The 17,475-nt window shown below is 60.4% G+C and carries 9 protein-coding genes; all 9 read right to left on the bottom strand.

Translation table 11 applies throughout. The annotated features are described in order from the left end of the window. Position 1: 1 nt before the first annotated feature. Positions 2 to 1,264 (bottom strand): glucose-1-phosphate adenylyltransferase, encoded by a 1,263-nt coding sequence (gene glgC, locus ACIQWP_RS04970; protein WP_402783079.1) that lies wholly within the window; start codon positions 1,262 to 1,264, stop codon positions 2 to 4. 26 nt (positions 1,265 to 1,290) lie between these two features. Continuing rightward, positions 1,291 to 3,498: a 1,4-alpha-glucan branching protein GlgB gene (gene glgB / locus ACIQWP_RS04975; RefSeq protein ID WP_402783081.1), complete on the bottom strand. Its 2,208-nt coding sequence runs from the start codon at positions 3,496 to 3,498 to the stop codon at positions 1,291 to 1,293. After that, the gene (locus tag ACIQWP_RS04980; protein ID WP_402783083.1) at positions 3,495 to 5,957 is read right to left on the bottom strand and encodes a glycogen/starch/alpha-glucan phosphorylase; all 2,463 of its coding nucleotides are present in this window, start codon (positions 5,955 to 5,957) and stop codon (positions 3,495 to 3,497) included. The genes glgB and ACIQWP_RS04980 overlap by 4 nt, the downstream gene beginning before the upstream one ends. Before the next feature lie 297 nt (positions 5,958 to 6,254). Then, a complete protein-coding gene (locus ACIQWP_RS04985; RefSeq protein WP_402783085.1) occupies positions 6,255 to 7,457 on the bottom strand; it encodes a pilus assembly protein TadG-related protein in 1,203 nt (400 codons plus the stop codon). Positions 7,458 to 7,606: 149 nt separating this feature from the next. Further along, positions 7,607 to 8,485: a transglutaminase domain-containing protein gene (locus tag ACIQWP_RS04990; protein ID WP_402783087.1), complete on the bottom strand. Its 879-nt coding sequence runs from the start codon at positions 8,483 to 8,485 to the stop codon at positions 7,607 to 7,609. Positions 8,486 to 8,489: 4 nt separating this feature from the next. Further along, the gene (locus tag ACIQWP_RS04995) at positions 8,490 to 10,907 is read right to left on the bottom strand and encodes a circularly permuted type 2 ATP-grasp protein (RefSeq protein ID WP_402783089.1); all 2,418 of its coding nucleotides are present in this window, start codon (positions 10,905 to 10,907) and stop codon (positions 8,490 to 8,492) included. 13 nt (positions 10,908 to 10,920) lie between these two features. Further along, the gene (locus ACIQWP_RS05000) at positions 10,921 to 14,241 is read right to left on the bottom strand and encodes a DUF2126 domain-containing protein (protein WP_402783091.1); all 3,321 of its coding nucleotides are present in this window, start codon (positions 14,239 to 14,241) and stop codon (positions 10,921 to 10,923) included. 180 nt (positions 14,242 to 14,421) lie between these two features. Beyond that, positions 14,422 to 15,849, bottom strand: a complete 1,428-nt coding sequence (locus ACIQWP_RS05005; protein ID WP_402783093.1) for a mannose-1-phosphate guanylyltransferase/mannose-6-phosphate isomerase — start codon at positions 15,847 to 15,849, stop codon at positions 14,422 to 14,424. A gap of 288 nt (positions 15,850 to 16,137) precedes the next feature. Beyond that, positions 16,138 to 17,238, bottom strand: coding sequence for a DUF475 domain-containing protein (locus tag ACIQWP_RS05010; protein WP_402783095.1), 1,101 nt, complete (start codon positions 17,236 to 17,238; stop codon positions 16,138 to 16,140). Between the last annotated feature and the right edge of the window lie 237 nt (positions 17,239 to 17,475).

The raw sequence follows: 17,475 nt of genomic DNA on the forward strand, positions 1-17,475 counted from the left end.
GTTACAGATCCAGCTTGTCGATCATCGATTGGGTGATTAGGCAGATGCCGCTTTCCGTGCGGCGCCAGCGCTTGGCATCGAGTTCCGGATCTTCGCCGACGATCAGGCCCTCCGGAATGGTGACGCCATGGTCGATAACGACATTCTTGAGCTGCGCACGGCGGCCGACCTTGACGCTCGGCAGCACCACGGCTCCCTCCAGCTTGGAGTAGGAGTTGGCGCGTACGCCGGTGAAGAGCAGGCTGTTGTAGAGGCTGGCGCCGGAAATGATGCAGTCGCCGGCGACCACGGAGGAAACCGCCGAACCGCGGCGGTCCTCGTCGTCATGGACGAACTTGGCCGGCGGGCTGATTTCTGCATAGGTCCAGATCGGCCAGGACTTGTCGTAGATGTCGAGTTCCGGCACGACTGCGGTCAGGTCGATATTGGCCTGCCAATAGGCATCGACCGTCCCGACGTCGCGCCAATAGGCTTCACGCTCGAAATCGGAGCGAACGCAGGACTGCGTGAAGCGGTGGGCGACCGCTTTGCCGTTCTTGACGATGTAGGGGATAATGTCCTTGCCGAAGTCGCGGCTGGAATTCGGATCGGCGGCATCGCGCTTCAGGCATTCGATCAGGAATTTCGTGTGGAAGACATAGATGCCCATCGAGGCCAGCGCGAAATCCGGATTGCCGGGAATGCCGGGCGGATCGGCCGGCTTCTCGACGAAGTCGATGATCTGGTCCTTCTCATCGACATGCATGACGCCGAAGCCGACGGCTTCCATGCGCGGCACCTCAAGGCAGCCGATCGTCACCTGCGCGCCCGAATCGACGTGCTGCTGCAGCATCCACTCGTAGTCCATCTTGTAGATGTGGTCGCCGGCGAGGATGACCATGTATTCCGGGCCGTAGGGCTCGATGATGTCGATGTTCTGGTAGACGGCGTCGGCCGTGCCCTCATACCATTGCGTTTCCGAGACGCGCTGCGAGGCCGGCAGGATATCGAAACTTTCGTTTCGCTCGGGGCGGAAGAAGTTCCAGCCGCGCTGCATGTGGCGGATCAGCGAGTGCGCCTTGTATTGCGTGGCGACGCCGATGCGGCGGATACCGGAGTTGAGCGCGTTGGACAGCGCGAAGTCGATGATTCTGGTTTTGCCGCCGAAGTAGACGGCTGGCTTGGCACGGCGGTCGGTCAGTTCTTTCAGACGGCTGCCGCGCCCCCCGGCAAGAACGTAGGCCATGGCATCGCGCGCCAGCGGCTGGAAACGTTTTTCTACCATTTCATTCCTCCCTGTCCGTAATAATCTCAAAATTCCGGTTCGAGCATGATCGTCGCCAAGGGAGGCAGCGTTATGATCGCTTGTATGCCTCCGCCGGCATTGACGGCCTGTACACGCCCGCCATTCCCTTTGCCGCTGCCGCCGTAGATGTCGGCATCGGTATTCAATATCTCGCGCCACCGCCCCTCAGCCGGCAGGTGCAAGGTATAGTTCTCACGATAGACTGGCGTGAAATTGGTGATGACGGCAACCGGCTTTTCGCCCGGCGCCTTGCGCAGCCAGGCAAAGACCGAGTTCTCGAAATCATCGACGACAAGCCATTCGAAGCCATCGCCCTCGCAGTCGCGGGCATGGAGTGCCGCCTTGCTGCGATAGGTAAAGTTGAGATCGCGAACGAGGCGGCGCATGCCTTCGTGCATGCGGTATTGCAGAAGGTTCCAGTCCAGCGCGCGCTCTTCGCTCCACTCGCTCCATTGCGCGAATTCCTGGCCCATGAACAGCAGCTTCTTGCCGGGATAGCCCCACATGAAAGCGTAGTAGGCACGCAGATTGGCGAATTTCTGCCAGTCGTCGCCGGCCATCTTGGCGATCAGCGATCCCTTGCCGTGAACGACCTCGTCGTGCGAGAGCGGCAGGACGAAATTTTCCGAGAAGGCGTAGATCAGCCCGAATGTCAGTTCGTTGTGGTGATACTTGCGATGCACGGCCTCGCGGGAGAGGTAGCTGAGCGTGTCGTGCATGAAGCCCATGTTCCACTTGAAGCCGAAGCCGAGACCGCCTTCATGGACCGGCTGCGACACTTTCGGCCAGGAGGTCGATTCCTCGGCGATGGTCATGACGCCGGGATGCGCGCCATAGACGCGGGTGTTCATCGACTGCAGGAAACGGACAGCCTCGAGATTTTCGTTGCCGCCGTACTCGTTGGGTATCCATTCGCCGTGCTTGCGGGAATAGTCGAGGTAGAGCATGGAGGCGACGGCATCGACGCGCAAACCGTCCAGGTGGAATTTTTCCGCCCAATAGAGCGCGTTGTTCAGCAGGTAGGCGAGAACCTCGGTTCGGCCGAAATTGTAGATCGCCGTATTCCAGTCGGGGTGAAAGCCCTTGCGCGGGTCTTCATGTTCGTAGAGCGCCGTGCCGTCGAACCAGCGCAGGCCGTGCTCGTCGGTCGGAAAATGCGCCGGCACCCAATCGAGGATGACGCCGATGCCGACCTTGTGGCAGCCGTTGACGAAACGGGCAAAGCCTTCCGGCTCGCCGAAGCGGGCTGTCGGCGCATAGAGGCCGGTGGTCTGGTAGCCCCAGGACGGGTCATAGGGGTGTTCGGTGATCGGCAGGAATTCGATATGGGTGAAGCCCATGTCGACGCAATAGGGGATGAGGCGCGAGGCGAGTTCATCCCATGACAGCATCGAGCCGTCTTCACGGCGCTGCCAGGAGCTGGCATGCACCTCGTAGATCGAAATCGGCTGGCGACGCTGGTCGACGCTTGCCCAATGCTCGCGGTGCGCGGAATCGTCCCAGATCTGATGCAGCTCGTTGGCGGTGACGGAAGCCGTCTTCGGGCGCAGCTCGCTGCGTCGGGCAAAGGGGTCGGCCTTCAGCGGCAGCAAGACGCCGTCCTGGCCACGGATCTCGAACTTATAGGCGACACCGGCCGGTACATCCGGGGCGAAGATTTCCCAGATGCCGCTGTCGGAGCGGAAGCGCATGACGTGGCGGCGGCCATCCCAATTGTTGAAATCGCCGACGACCGAGACACGCTGCGCATTCGGTGCCCAGACGGCGAAATGGAAGCCCTGGACGCCCTCATGCTTCAGCGGATGAGCGCCCATCTTGTCGAACAGGCGCAGATGCGTGCCCTGACGGGCGAAATAATCATCCATCGGTCCGAGGACGGGGCCGAAGCTATAGGGGTCGGTCACCGCCCATTCGGCATCGCCGCGCCTGGCGCGATAACGGACTGGCTGTTGCTTGGCGAGTTTCACCTCGCCGGAAAAGAAACCTGCCGGATCAAGGCATTCGAGCTCGCCGACGACCGAGCCGTCCAGCGCCGTGGCGGTCACAGCTTCCGCGCCGAGAATGAAGCAGCGGGCAACGAAGCCTTCATCTGTCTTGTGAACGCCGAGTACGGCGAACGGATCGGAATGGGTGCCTGCGAGAATTGCAGCAATGTCCTGTGCCGAAATATCGCTCAAGCTTGTGCTGTCAGCGGTTTTTTTCGGCTTTTTCATCCGGCTCTCCAGATTTCCTTGGCGTATTGACGGATGGTCCGGTCGGAGGAGAACCAGCCCATGCGAGCGGTATTGTTGATCGTCTTCGCGTACCACTCAGACGGGTTGGCCCAGAGGATGTCGACTTCGCGCTGCGCCGAGGCATAGGCATCGAAATCGGCTGCAACCATGAACCAGTCGTGGCTGTAGATGCCCTCGATCAGGCTGGCATAGCGGTTGCGGTCATCGGGAGAGAAGACGCCGGAGGCGATGGCCGACAATGCTTGCGCGAGTTCGCGCGAACGCTCGATGATGGCGCGTGGATCGTGTCCATCGCTGCGCAGACTGGCGACCTCATCGGCCCGCAATCCGAAGATGACGATATTGTCCTCGCCGACATTGTCGCGCATTTCGACATTGGCGCCATCCAGCGTGCCGATCGTCAGCGCACCGTTGAGGCCAAATTTCATGTTGCCGGTGCCCGAGGCTTCCATGCCGGCCGTCGAAATCTGCTCTGAAAGATCGGCGGCCGGAACCATGACCTCCGCCAGCGAGACGTTGTAGTTCGGCACGAAGACGATCTTCAGCAGGCCGCGTACCGAGGGGTCGTTGTTGATGACGCGGGCGACGTCGTTGATCAGTTTGATGATGAGCTTGGCGTTGTGGTAGCTCGGTGCCGCCTTGCCGGCAAAGAGCTTGACGCGCGGCTGCCAGTCCAGCTCGGGATGCGAGCGGATCTGGTCGTAAAGCGCGACTGCCTCGATAACGTTCAGAAGCTGGCGCTTGTATTCGTGGATGCGCTTGATCTGGATGTCGAACATCGCATTCGGATCGAGCTTGATGCCCATGCGGCTGGCGACAAGATTGGAGAGCTGTACCTTGTTGGCGCGCTTTATCGCGGCGAACTTCTCCTGGAAGGCGCTGTCGTGGGCAAACTGATCCAATGGCTTCAGCTGCTCGGCATCGTCGAGGAAGGCGTCACCGATGGTTTCGCGCACGAGGTTCGTCAGGCCGGGATTGCACTGCATCAGCCAGCGACGCGGCGTGATGCCGTTCGTCTTGTTGTTGATGCGGTCCGGATAGAGCTTGTGCAGGTCGGCAAAGACGGTGACCTTCATCAGGTCGGTATGAAGTGCCGAAACGCCGTTGATCGAATGCGAGCCGACGAAAGCGAGATTGCCCATGCGCACGCGGCGGTCGCCGTTTTCGTCGATCAGCGAGATCGAGCGGATTTCCGTGTCGCTGAAATTGCGCAGCTTGCGCGCTTCCACGAGAACCTTGGCGTTGATCGCGTAGATGATCTGCATGTGGCGCGGCAACAGCCGCTCGAACAGCGGCACGGGCCAGCTTTCCAGCGCTTCCGGCAGCAGCGTGTGGTTGGTGTATCCGAACGTGTTTCTGGTGATATCCCAAGCCTTGTCGAAATCGAAGCCGTGGACATCGACCAGCAGGCGCATCATTTCCGTGACGGAGACGGCCGGATGCGTGTCGTTCAGCTGGATCGCAACCTTGTCGGCGAGGTTGGTCAGATCATCATATTGCTGCAGGTGACGGCGAATAATGTCCTGCAGCGATGCCGACGAGAAGAAGAACTCCTGGCGCAAGCGCAGCTCCTGGCCGGCGGGCGTCGCATCGGCCGGATAGAGGACGCGCGTCAGGCTTTCGGCCTTGTTGCTTTCGCGCAGCGCGCCGATATGGTCGCCGGCGTTGAAGGCATCGAGCAGGATCGGGTCGATCGGCTGCGCCGACCAGAGGCGCAGCGTGTTGACGCGCTGGCCGCGCCAGCCGACGACGGGCGTGTCGAAGGCGGTTGCGATGACGCGCTCGGCCGGCTTCCAGACATAACGCGGCTGATCGTCATGGCTGCTGATGGTCTCGACGCCGCCGCCGAAGCCGATTTCATAGGAGCTTTCCTGGCGTTCGAATTCCCAGGGGTTCCCGTGCGCCAGCCAGGTTTCGGGCAGCTCCACCTGCCAGCCATCGGCCATCTGCTGGCGGAACAGGCCGTGGACGTAGCGAATGCCGTAGCCGTAGGCCGGCACATCGACGGTCGCCATGGATTCCATGAAACAGGCGGCGAGACGGCCGAGGCCGCCATTGCCGAGAGCTGCATCCGGCTCGATGCCGGCAATGACGCGGATATCGACGCCGAGCGAGGCGAGAGCGTTGGTGATCTCCTCCATCAGGCCGAGATTGGAGATCGCGTCGCGCATCAGGCGGCCGATCAGGAATTCGAGAGACAGGTAGTAAACGCGTTTGGCACCGGTCTGATAGACCTTGCGGGTGGATTCGATCCACTTGTCGATGACGCGGTCGCGGATGACAAGGATCGTCGCCGTCAGCCAGTCATGCGGTTTGGCGACCTTCGCATCCTTGCCGATGCGGTATGTCAGGCGCTCGATGATTTCTTCGGCAAGGATTTCGGGGCGGGAACTGCGCGGGGCGGGAACGGGCAGATCGGCCTTCGTCAAGTTATTCATACTATCAACTCTCGCCATTTGTGATTTATATTCAGCGTGTTACGCCTGTTTAAATCAAATTGCCTTTCCGTTTCACTATCAGTTTACGCACTGATGTAAAGCAGTTGCAACAAGCGAGTTGGGCGGATGCGAAAAATGCCGCCGATCACTTCCCATTTACGGGAAAAGACTTGATTCCGATGATGTTTCGGGCTTTTATTCGCGCATCGTTCAAACGAAAAGCCCCGCGATACCAGTATCGCGGGGCTTTTTCTTTGCGAGCAATCTTTGGTTGCTCGATGCTGTTGATGGGCGGGATTACTTGGTCAGGAGCGTCATCTGCTTGGCAGCCTGGGCGCCAATGCTCTTGAAGGCGGCAACGAGATCGGACATTTGTTTTGCATCGAAGTAATTCGAAGGGCTGGACGCGCAGGACCTGAGCAGATTTTGCCCTCGAGTAGGTGCCATAAACGCGACGGTATAGATCTGCACGCCTTTGTTCTTGGCGTCGGTGCATGTTTTCAATGTCTCTGTATCGGAGCTCGTGGCGTTGTTATCGCCATCCGTCATGAGGACGATAATCTTCTGAAAATTCTTGTTGCCTTTGCCCGCTTGCGTCGTGGCTTCGTCGACGGCCACAAGCTTATTATAGGCGCTTTTCATTGGCGCACTGGATTCCGTGCCGCCGCCAGCTGCCAGCTTGTTAATGACCTTATTTCGGGTTGTTTTTGTTCCCCAATCAAGCTCGCTCGATAGGTCGATTTCATCGCTCCAACCGATACCCGCCGTTCGAACGTATTGCGAGGTTGGGTCCGCAGCATCCAATTGATCGAGGAGCGTGCCAGTCGCGGTCTTCAATGCCGCTATCTTCTTGATGTAGCACGGATTTTCCTGGTCTTTGTACTTGTAGAGATATAGACCGGAGACATAATACTGATCACACTTGGTCTGTGTCTTGTCTATGGCTTCGGTATCCAGCCACATCGATCCGGATTTATCGAGCACGATTTCCATCGAAAGCGCCGTCTTCTCGACGGCCGTTCCGCTCGTCGAGGTGCTTGCGGCCGAAACGGACATCGTCTGCATGCCGAGCAGACGGCTCATGCTATTGGCCGACATGCTATAGGATGCGTTCACATTGACCACGTAGCTCGTGCCGCCGGATGAATTGCTGCTTGACGTTACCGTGGTCGACGTACCTGTCTTCAGCGCATTCGTTGTCGTGGCATCTCCCGTCAGGTAATTGGACATCTGGCCGAGGACGAAATTGTTACCGAGATCCTTGGCGGTCGTTGTGGTTGCGGTACCGTCGGCAAGTGCCGTTGCAGCCGCGAGCGCGGCCGAGTCCGTTGCCTCCTGGAGCTGGCTACGCGACATCGACATGCTGGTGACATCGATCGCAACACCGCTTGCCGCTACCAGCATCGGCACCGAAATCGCCGTCAGGATAGCAAAATTGCCCGTTCGATCACGTAGAAGTTGTTTTAGTGCTCGAAGTAAATCGAAGCCGGGAACCATCATGTCCGCCTGTAAAAGAGAGTTTCGATCTCAAGAATAGGACGGGACTATCAATTACAAACATTAGTTGATCGTTTATACGGCAGGTTGAATTTTAACAAACTGCCCGTTCAGTCTCGATTTGAGTTGAAATTTTACTATCTTAGGTTTTGCTATTTTAGGGGAATTACATCGACTGCCTGTTCGGTCTTCTGGCTGCCATAACCTTTCAGCACGCCGATGACAGGTGCGACGTCGGAATAATCGCGGCCGTAGGCGACAACGATGTGATCCATGCCAGCGGGGATATTGTTGGTCGGGTCAAGCTCGATCCAGCCTGCCGTTTCCCCGCACCAGACGCGCACCCAGGCATGCATGGCGTCGGCGCCCTCAAGCCTTTCCTTGCCTGGCGGCGGAATGGTGCGCAGGAAGCCGCTGACATAGCCGGCGGGGATACCGAGGCTGCGCAGCGCGATGATCATCACATGCGAAAAATCCTGGCAGACGCCGCGCTTGAGACGGAAAGCTTCCTTGGGCGTGGTGTCGACCGTCGTCGCCTTGGGATCGTAGGTGAAATCCTTGTGTATCCGCGCGCAGACCGCATGGGCGATCTGCTGGGTCGTCAGATTGGTGGCCTTCCATTGCCTGCTGTAATCCCCGATCTCGCTCGTTTCAGGCAGGCGCGGGCTGCTGCCGAGAAAATGATGGGGCGAAGAAGGATCGATCGACCAGCAATCGTCGATCTCTTCAGGCAACTTGGCGAGCAAGGGGGAGAAGTCGGCCGTGACGGGTTGGCTTTCGACCTGGACACGCGCCTGCATGCGGATGTCGAGCCGTTCATGCGGATCGCGCACCAGGATCGAGGTTGCGGGATGCTGGAAGAAATCCGTGAAGTTCGATTGCTCGTCCGGGCCTGGGGTTATTTTCACCGAGCCGGCGATCAGCCGCTGCCGATTGGGCAGGGAAAGCGGCAGGACACGCAATATGTGCCGTGCCCCGCTGGCCGGCACGTCGTAGATATAGCCCATGTGAAGCGAGAGGTCGTAGAGCATCACATCATCCGAGATAGGTGCGCGCCAGCAGGTCGGAAAGCCGCTCCAGTTCTCGCGCCAGCTGGTGGTAGACTTCGACGGTCATCGTTTCCGGCGTCATGACAGCCAGCCCGGAATGCAGTCGCATGGCCTCGCGGAAGAAGGGCGACATCTGGCCATTGACGAAGGCGTTCGGCAATTGCTCGACTTCGCGGTGGATCTCGTTCATCTGGAAGAGGATCGAGCGTGGATTGAGAGGGTCGAGCGCCAGAAGGTCGGTCACCGTCAAGCGCGCGGTATTGACGTTGTAGCGGCGGCGATGGGTCATGACGCTGTCGCCGATTTCGAGCAGCATGTCGAGCGCGCCGTCGGGAGCGTCGGGGCCGGACATATGGCCGAGCAGCCGCGTCATGTGCAGGCCGCGCTCGATATAGCGGCCGAGCGACAGGAAACGCCAGCCGGTAAAGCGATACATGTTTTCGTGCACGAGGCCGGCAAAACCGGCGAGCTTGCGCAGCAGGATGGTCATGGCATGGCTGGCATCGTCGCCGTGCTTCACGCCTTCCTTGAAGCGGCGTGCGGTCTTGGCGAGGTCGTTCAGTGCGAGCCAGCCGTCTGGAGAGAAACGATCGCGGATATTGCTCGCGGAATAGACGGCGCTCTCGATGTTGCGCAGCAGGTTTTCGGGCACCGCCTGTTTGGTGTCGATGTCGATGGCGGCAAGATAGGCGCTGACGTCGGCAAGCAGCGGCTGCTTCGGATCGGCCGCTTCGGCGAAACGCCCGTGCCAGGCGCGCAGGATGCGCAAGGCGCCTTCGGCGCGCTCGATATAGCGGCCGAGCCAGAAGAGGTTGTCGGCGGCCCGGCTCGGCAGGCTGCCGGGCATATTGCGCGTGAAGGTCTCTTCGGTCGGCAGCAGCGTATGGGCTTCGACAGGCTTGTCGGAGACGATCCAGACATCAGCGGCCGAGCCGCCCGCCTGCATGGCAATGGCTGCGACATCGTCGCCGCTGCCGATGCGGGCAAAGCCGCCGGGCATGATCTGCCAGCCGTTTTCAGTACGGGCGGCGAAGACGCGCAGGCTCATCGGCCGCGGCGTCAGTTTGCCGTTGACCCAGGCCGGTGTCGTCGAAAGCGTGACGACTTCCTGGCCGACCAGCTTTTGGCCCTCGGTCGCCAGCCAGTCCGCGATCGAATCGCGGGCCGTGCTGCGTAATGTCGAGCCCAATACCGACTGACCATTGTCGTCGAAGAAGGGCATGCGGGAATAGGCCGGCCCGATGACCATCTTTTCGATATTGGCGGCGACATGCTCGCGCTCGCTCTTCTGGCCGCACCACCAGGTCGCGATCGACGGCAGCTTCAGTTCCTCGCCGCGCAGATGCCGACAGATGGTCGGCATGAAGGCGAGCAGGGCGCGTGTCTCGAGAATGCCGGAACCGAGCGCGTTGACGATGCTTACCGTCTGCGCCCGCAACGCCTCGACCATGCCCGGCGTGCCGATATGGGAGTGCTGGTTGAGCTCCAGCGGATCGGCATAGGCGGCATCGAGGCGGCGCCAGAGCACGCTGATCGGCCGCAACCCCGCGACGGTGCGCACCATCAGCTGATCGTCGACGACGGTGATGTCTTCGCCTTCGAGCAGCATGAAGCCGAGATAGCGGGCGATATAGGCGTGCTCGTAATAAGTTTCGTTGGCCGGTCCCGGCGTCAGAACGGCGACGCGTCCCTCGCCGCTGCGCTTGCCACCGAGAAGCGCATCGCGAAAGGCGCCGAAGAAGGAGGCGAGGCGGTGCACCTTGGTTTCGGCATAGATATCGGAAAAGGCGCGGGTGGTTGCGACACGGGTTTCCAGCGCGAAGCCGGCGCCGGACGGCGCCTGCGCGCGGTCGGCGAGCACCCACCAGTTACCATCGGGACCACGTCCGACCTCGAAAGCCAGGAAATGCAGATAGTGGCCGCTTGCGGGTTCGACGCCGACGAGCGGACGCAAAAATTCCGGATTGGCCGCGATCAAGGCGGGAGGCAGCAATCCTTCGCCGACCAGCCGGCTGTCTCCATAAATGTCGGCGATGATCGCCTCGAGCAGATCGGCGCGCTGGCGCAGGCCCTCCGAAAGCGATTGCCACTCGCGCTCATCGATGAGCACGGGAATATGCGAGATCGGCCAGCCGCGTTCGCTGACGCCGGTCGTCCCATAGGCCCGATAGAAAACACCCGCATCGCGCAAATAACGGTCGGCACGGGCGAAGCGTTCGGTCAGTTCCTCTTCCGACATGCGCGATAGCGCCGAGAGGAGGTTCTGCCAGACCGGGCGGACTACACCCTTATTGTCGACCATTTCATCGGCAACGCCAGGCAGGGGACGATAGGCAAAGGCCGGCGCCTTTCCGATGCCGGTCTTTACTTCGTCCCGCCGTTCCGTCGCCGGTTTTCTAGCCATGCACAGTTCCGTCTCAAATTCCTGCCGGCCGCCTGAGATCGAGCGTCAGCGGGAATTCCACCGATGGGGTCTCCGGTCTCAAGGTGTAGCCACCCGCTGTATGCCCCCAAGGCTCGAAGCGCGCAAGACGTCGCGCTTCCGCCTCGTTGCCATTAACGGGGAAGGTGTCATAATTTCGGCCACCCGGATGGGCAACATGGTAGATGCAGCCGCCGATCGAACGCTGCGACCAGGTATCGTAGATATCGAAGGTCAGCGGCGTGTCGATGGGCAGCACGGGATGCAGGCCCGAGGCCGGGTGCCATGCCTTGTAGCGCACGCCGGCGACCGAAACACCCGCCATTCCCGTCGGCGTCAGCGGCACGGGACGGCCGTTGCAGGTCACGGTGTAGCGGGAGAGGTTAGCAGTCTCGAACCGAACCTGCAGGCGCTCCACCGATGAATCGACATAACGCACGGTGCCGCCGACCGCGCCTTCCTCGCCCAGCACATGCCATGGCTCCAGCGCCTGGCGCAGTTCCAGCTTGCTGCCTTCGTATTCGACCTCGCCGCAAAAGGGAAAGCGGAACTCCAGCTGCGCCTGGAACCATTCGGAGCGCAGATCAAAGCCGTTTTCGCGGAGATCGAAGAGCACATCGAGGAAATCCTGCCAGACATAGTGCGGCAGCATGAAGCGATCATGCAGCGTCGTGCCCCAGCGCACGAATTTGCCGTCGATCGGATTGCGCCAGAAGCGGGCGATGAGCGCGCGCACCAGCAATTGCTGAGCAAGGCTCATACGGGCGTTAGGCGGCATTTCGAAGCCGCGGAATTCGACGAGGCCAAGGCGTCCCGTCGGGCCGTCCGGCGAAAACAGCTTGTCGATGCAGATTTCAGAGCGGTGGGTGTTGCCGCTGGAATCGGTCAGAAGGTTGCGAAACAGGCGGTCGACAAGCCAGGGCAGGGGTGGAATGCCGTGGCCGGGTGCGGGCACCTGGGCGATCGCAATTTCCAGCTCGTAGAGGCTGTCGTGGCGTGCTTCGTCGATGCGCGGTGCCTGACTGGTCGGGCCGATGAACAGGCCGGAAAAAAGATAGGAGAGGGAAGGATGGCGCTGCCAATGCAGCACCAGGCTCTTCAAAAGATCCGGACGGCGCAGGAACGGGCTGTCGTTCGGATTGGCGCCGCCAACGACGACATGATTGCCGCCGCCGGTGCCGGTGTGGCGGCCGTCGATCAGGAACTTGTCGGTGCCGAGGCGCGTCTGCCGCGCCTCTTCGTAAACCGCCGTGGTGATGTCGACGCAGTCCTGCCAGTTCGATGCGGGATGGACGTTAACCTCGATCACACCGGGATCGGGCGCGACGCGGATGACGTTGATGCGCTCATCCTGCGGCGGCGAATAGCCTTCGATATGGACCGGCAGCCCGAGATTGGCGGCTGCATTCTCTGCGGCGGCCAGCAATTCGAGATAATGCTCGATCCGTTCGACAGGCGGCATGAACACGCAAAGCCGGCCATCGCGCGGTTCGACGGAGATCGCCGTGCGCACCGCCCCGCCAATCTCACCGAGCGTCTGCTCGATGCGCGATTGCGAACTCTCGTCAGCGTGGAACGAGGCCTCCGGCATGACGCGACCGGCCGGCACGATGACATCGGGCAAGGGCGCACGCGGGATGGAGGGATCGGCTGTATGGATATAGGGATAATGCGACGGCGGCACATAGGGCAACGTGCCGAGGGGCAGACGGTAGCCGACCGGCGAATCGCCCGGCACAAGGAAAATCTTGCCTCGGCGCGTGCGCCACTTTTCACTGACCCAGCGCGTGCCACCGGCACGGGCATTCCATGCCTGTACCGGCAGAATATAGCCGGTCGGCGTCGTCAGCCCCCGCTCGAAAACGCGGGCAATGCGGCTGCGTTCCTCGGGGTCCTTCAGTTTCGAATTGGAGGGATCGACGTTTTCAGGCAGGCTGCCTTCCTTGACGATCCACTCCGCCGGGTCCTCGTAGGCCGGCTGCACCATCTCCGGCTCGACGGCCAATTCCCTGGCGATCGCATTGAGAAGCTTGCCGGCATCGTCTGCGCCTACGCCGGTGCTTGCTGTCTCTTCTGCGATCAAGGCCGGGTTTTGCCAGATCGGTCGGCCGTCCTTGCGCCAGTAAAGCGAGAAGGTCCAGCGCGGCAGGCTTTCGCCTGGATACCATTTCCCCTGGCCATAGTGCAGGAAACCGCCGGGCGCGAAGCGTTCGCGCAGGCGGCGGATCAGCTGATCGGCTCTGTCGCGCTTGGTCGGGCCGACCGCGGCGGTGTTCCATTCTTCCGACTGAAAATCGTCGATCGAGACGAAGGTCGGCTCGCCGCCCATCGTGAGGCGCACGTCATCTTCCTTGAGAATGCGGTCGACCTCGCTGCCGAGCGCATTCAGCGCATCCCAGCTTTCGTCGGAGAAAGGTTTGGTAATGCGTGGATGCTCGGCGACGCGCACCACCTTCATGTCGAAATCGAATTCGGTATTGGCTTCCCCGAAATAACCGCCCGAGATCGGAGCGGCGTTGCGGTAATGCGGCGTTGCGGCGAGCGGAATATGGCTCTCGCCGGTGAGCAGCCCGGAGGTCGGGTCGAGGCCGACCCAGCCGGCGCCGGGAAGATAGACTTCGGCCCAGGCGTGCAGGTCGGTGAAATCGACTTCGGTGCCGGAAGGACCGTCGAGCGCTTTCAGGTCCGGGGTAAGCTGGATGAGATAGCCGGAGACGAAGCGCGCGGCGAGGCCGAGATGGCGCAGCACCTGAACGAGCAGCCAGCTCGTGTCGCGGCACGAGCCCCTTGCCCTCTCCAGTGTCTCCTCCGGCGTCTGCACGCCGGTCTCCAGGCGGATGACGTAGCCGATCTCCTTCTGCAGCCTTGCATTGAGGCCGACGATCATGTCGACCGTCTTTTGTTCCGAACGGTCGAGCGTGGCAAGGAAGGTTTTCAGCCGGGGGCCGGGCTCTTCCGGTTTCATATAGATGGACAGATCCTCGCGGATCGTCTCGGGATAGTCGAAAGGCCATCTGGTCGCCTCCTCTTCGACGAAGAAGTCGAAAGGATTATAGACCGTCATGTCGGCAACGAGATCGACCTCGATCTTCAACTCGGTCACCGGATCGGGAAAGACGAAACGGGCGAGATAATTGCCGTAAGGGTCCTGTTGCAGGTTCACGAAATGATTTGACGGCGTGACCTTCAGCGCGTGGCTGAGCACGCGGGTCTTGGAATGCGAGGCGGGTTTCAGGCGGATGATCTGGGGGCCGAGGCGGATCGGATTGTCGTATTTGTAATGGGTGAGATGATAAATGCTCGCCTTGATCGCCATATGTCTCTTTGCCTAGCCCGCATCATTGTGCGGCGGTTGCTGTTCCCTCGGATAGTGTGTGCAATGCAGCGAAAGAATGCAAGACATCTCGGCGCTTGAGAAAGTCCCGCCGTGTAACGCCAAAACAAAACGGCGAGCATTTGCCCGCCGTTTTTGAAATCTTGATCTGGTTGCTTGCAATCAGCTTCTGCCGAACTCGTCGACGAGGCGAATGATATCGTCTTCGCCGAGATAGGAGCCGGTCTGCACTTCGATCAGCTCCAGCAGGATCTTGCCCGGGTTGGCCAGGCGATGCACTTCGCCGAGCGGGATATAGGTCGATTCGTTTTCGCGCAGCATCTGCACGTTTTCGCCGACCGTCACTTCGGCGGTGCCCTTGACGACGATCCAGTGCTCGGAGCGATGGTGATGCTTCTGCAGCGACAGCTTCTTGCCCGGTAGTACGAAGATGCGTTTGACCTGGAAGCGCTCGCCGTTCAGCACCGAGGTATAGCCGCCCCAGGGGCGATAGGATGTCGGATGCGTCTCGGTGAGCTTGGCGGTCTTCTTGTCGCTTGCCAAGAGCTTGACGAGCTTGCCGACTTCCTGGCTGTCCTTGATATGACCGACATAGACGGCGTCCTCGCTGGCGATGACGGCAACGTCCTCAAGCCCCTGTACCGCGACGTGCAGGCTGTGGCTCATGACGAGCGAATTCTTCGTGTTGACGAGCGTCGTGGCGCCGGCGGAAACATTGCCGCTTTCGTCACGTTTGCCGACTTTCCAGACCGCATCCCAGCTGCCGAGATCGGACCAGGTAAAGGGCGAGGGAACGACGGCTGCATTGGCCGTCTTTTCCATCAGCGCATAGTCGATGGAGATATCCGGGCTCTTGGAGAAGGTGTCGGCGTCGAGGCGGGTGAAATCGAGATCGCGCGTCGATTTGGAGACGGCCTTGCTGGCAGCCTTTTCGACATCGGGCGCAAACTCCTTCATCTCGGCGACAAGCTGGGAGGCCGAGAACATGAACATGCCGGAGTTCCAGTAGAAATGGCCGCTTGCCACCATCTCCTGGGCTTTTTCCAGGGCAGGCTTCTCGACGAAACGCTTCACGGCGTGAGCGCCCGATGGCAGCGCCTTGCCGCTTTCGATATAGCCGTAGCCGGTGGCGGGCTCCGTCGGCTTGATGCCAAAGGTGACGAGCTTGCCCTGCAGCGCCGTGTCGCGTGCCAGACGTACGCAATCGTAATAGGTCGTATTGGCGTCGATCTCGTAGTCTGAGCCGAGGACGTGCATGATTGCGTCCTTGCCGAAGCGCTCGGTGACGAGTACTGCGGCGGCGGCAACGGCGGCGGCGGTGTTGCGGGCCACGGGCTCCAGCAATATGGCTGACAGCTTCTGGTCAAGCTCGCGGGCCTGTTCCGCAACGAGGAAGCGGAACTCCTCATTGGTCAGGACGATCGGCGCCTCGTAAAGCTCGGCATCCGCCACGCGTTCCAGGGTATTCTGAAACAGCGTCCTGTCGCCGATGAACTGGATGAACTGTTTCGGCGCGGAAGAGCGCGATAGCGGCCACAGCCTCGTGCCCTTGCCTCCCGCCATGATCACCGGAACGATTTTTGCCGCCATGCTTGCCTCTCCTGGCCATCTCACTCGAAGCCGTTTTGACGATGCACAACCATTGTGCGTTCGCCATGCTCCTCCGACAATTTCCATCGCCATTGCGATATTTTTTCTTAAAGCGCCAGCGCTAATACGTCGAGATCGTAAACATTCGGCGACTTTAGTCCAGAAGATCCAGTGAAAGTTTGCCACATGCAATATCTTGCATGAAAAAGCGGAAGCCGTCGAAAGACTGCTTCCGCTGTAGATCAAGTCCAACGCTCGCTTGTGAGCGGCGATTTCAACGCTTCACACTCAAGCTTCCGCCCTGTCGTGCTGTTCATCGTGCGCCGGCGCATGGTTGAGGCCATTGCGCCTGTTGTAGCGGATCGACGACAAAAGCGAGATGCCGATCAGGGCCGCGCCGCCAAGGCCGGTGATGACTTCCGGAATATGGGTCAGCGTCTGCACATACATGATCACCGAAAGGATCAGGATGGCGTAGAAGGCACCATGTTCGAGGTAGCGGTAGTGGGCGAGCGTCCCCTTTTCCACCAGCATGATCGTCATGGAGCGAACATACATGGCGCCGATGCCGAGGCCGATGGCGATGATGAACAGGTTCTGGGTAAGGGCGAAGGCGCCGATGACGCCATCGAAGGAGAAGCTGGCATCGAGGATTTCGAGGTAGAGGAAAGCGCCGAAGCCGCCTTTTGCCGCAGCGCTCATCGTCCGTTGCGAGGCATCCAGGAAGCCGGCGAGAACCTCGACGAGCAGAAAGGTCAGCAGACCATAGATCGAGGCGTGCAGGAAGGTCGTGGCGTCATCACCGTCGAGTATGGAGGTGAAGATGAGAACAAGGACCAGCACGAAGGCGATTTCGACGCCCTTGACGGTGGCGAAATGCGCCATCCGCTTCTCGATGAAGCCGATCCAGTGCACGTCCTTTTCATGATTGAAGAAGTAGGTCAGGCCGACCATCATCAGGAAGGTGCCGCCAAAGGCGGCAATCGGCAGATGCGCGGCCTGCATGATCTGAGCATATTGTTCCGGTTTGGCGGCGGCGAGCTTCAGTGCTTCCCACGGATCGATCCACGCGGCGATGGCGACGATCGCCAGCGGAAAGACGATGCGCATGCCGAAGACGGCGATGATGATGCCCCATGTCAGGAAGCGATGCTGCCAGACCGGCGTCATCTCCTTCAGCTTGTTGGCATTGACGATGGCATTGTCGAAGGAAAGTGAAATTTCGAGCACGGCCAGGACCGCGCAGATGAAGAAGGCCGTGGCAAGGCCGCCGAAGGTACCGGTGGTGTTCCAGCCCAGCAGGGCGCCAAGGCCAAGGCCGCCGGCGGTGACGGCAAAGGCCCAGCCGAAATAGCCGAGCACGGATTTTGAGGCGGTGGGCGAGCTCATGGGCGAGCCTCGCTGCAAAAGGAGGGGGTGTGCCCGGATTGCGCGCATAGCCGCATACCGAAGACGGCATGCGGGTCAGGCATGGTCAAACTGATCATGAAAAGAAGTCCGCCGGCTCATCTGCAGGCGGTACCGACATCGCGAGAGCGCCGTGAAAACTCTCGCCAGAGGGGCCCGGCACCAAAGTTCAATCCGTCGCCGATGTCAGGAAGGCGCGGAGATAGCTCATAGTTAGTG

Origin of the sequence: Rhizobium sp. NPDC090279 (genome assembly GCF_044769665.1) — a bacterium.
In the GTDB taxonomy this organism is placed as follows: Bacteria; Pseudomonadota; Alphaproteobacteria; order Rhizobiales; family Rhizobiaceae; genus Rhizobium.

What these genes read in the sequence shown, in the direction of transcription:
- glgC (WP_402783079.1), bottom strand. Translation starts at nt 1,264, where the DNA reads ATGGTAGAAAAACGTTTCCAGCCGCTGGCGCGCGATGCCATGGCCTAC.
- glgB (WP_402783081.1), bottom strand. Translation starts at nt 3,498, where the DNA reads ATGAAAAAGCCGAAAAAAACCGCTGACAGCACAAGCTTGAGCGATATT.
- ACIQWP_RS04980 (WP_402783083.1), bottom strand. Translation starts at nt 5,957, where the DNA reads ATGAATAACTTGACGAAGGCCGATCTGCCCGTTCCCGCCCCGCGCAGT.
- ACIQWP_RS04985 (WP_402783085.1), bottom strand. Translation starts at nt 7,457, where the DNA reads ATGATGGTTCCCGGCTTCGATTTACTTCGAGCACTAAAACAACTTCTA.
- ACIQWP_RS04990 (WP_402783087.1), bottom strand. Translation starts at nt 8,485, where the DNA reads ATGCTCTACGACCTCTCGCTTCACATGGGCTATATCTACGACGTGCCG.
- ACIQWP_RS04995 (WP_402783089.1), bottom strand. Translation starts at nt 10,907, where the DNA reads ATGGCTAGAAAACCGGCGACGGAACGGCGGGACGAAGTAAAGACCGGC.
- ACIQWP_RS05000 (WP_402783091.1), bottom strand. Translation starts at nt 14,241, where the DNA reads ATGGCGATCAAGGCGAGCATTTATCATCTCACCCATTACAAATACGAC.
- ACIQWP_RS05005 (WP_402783093.1), bottom strand. Translation starts at nt 15,849, where the DNA reads ATGGCGGCAAAAATCGTTCCGGTGATCATGGCGGGAGGCAAGGGCACG.
- ACIQWP_RS05010 (WP_402783095.1), bottom strand. Translation starts at nt 17,238, where the DNA reads ATGAGCTCGCCCACCGCCTCAAAATCCGTGCTCGGCTATTTCGGCTGG.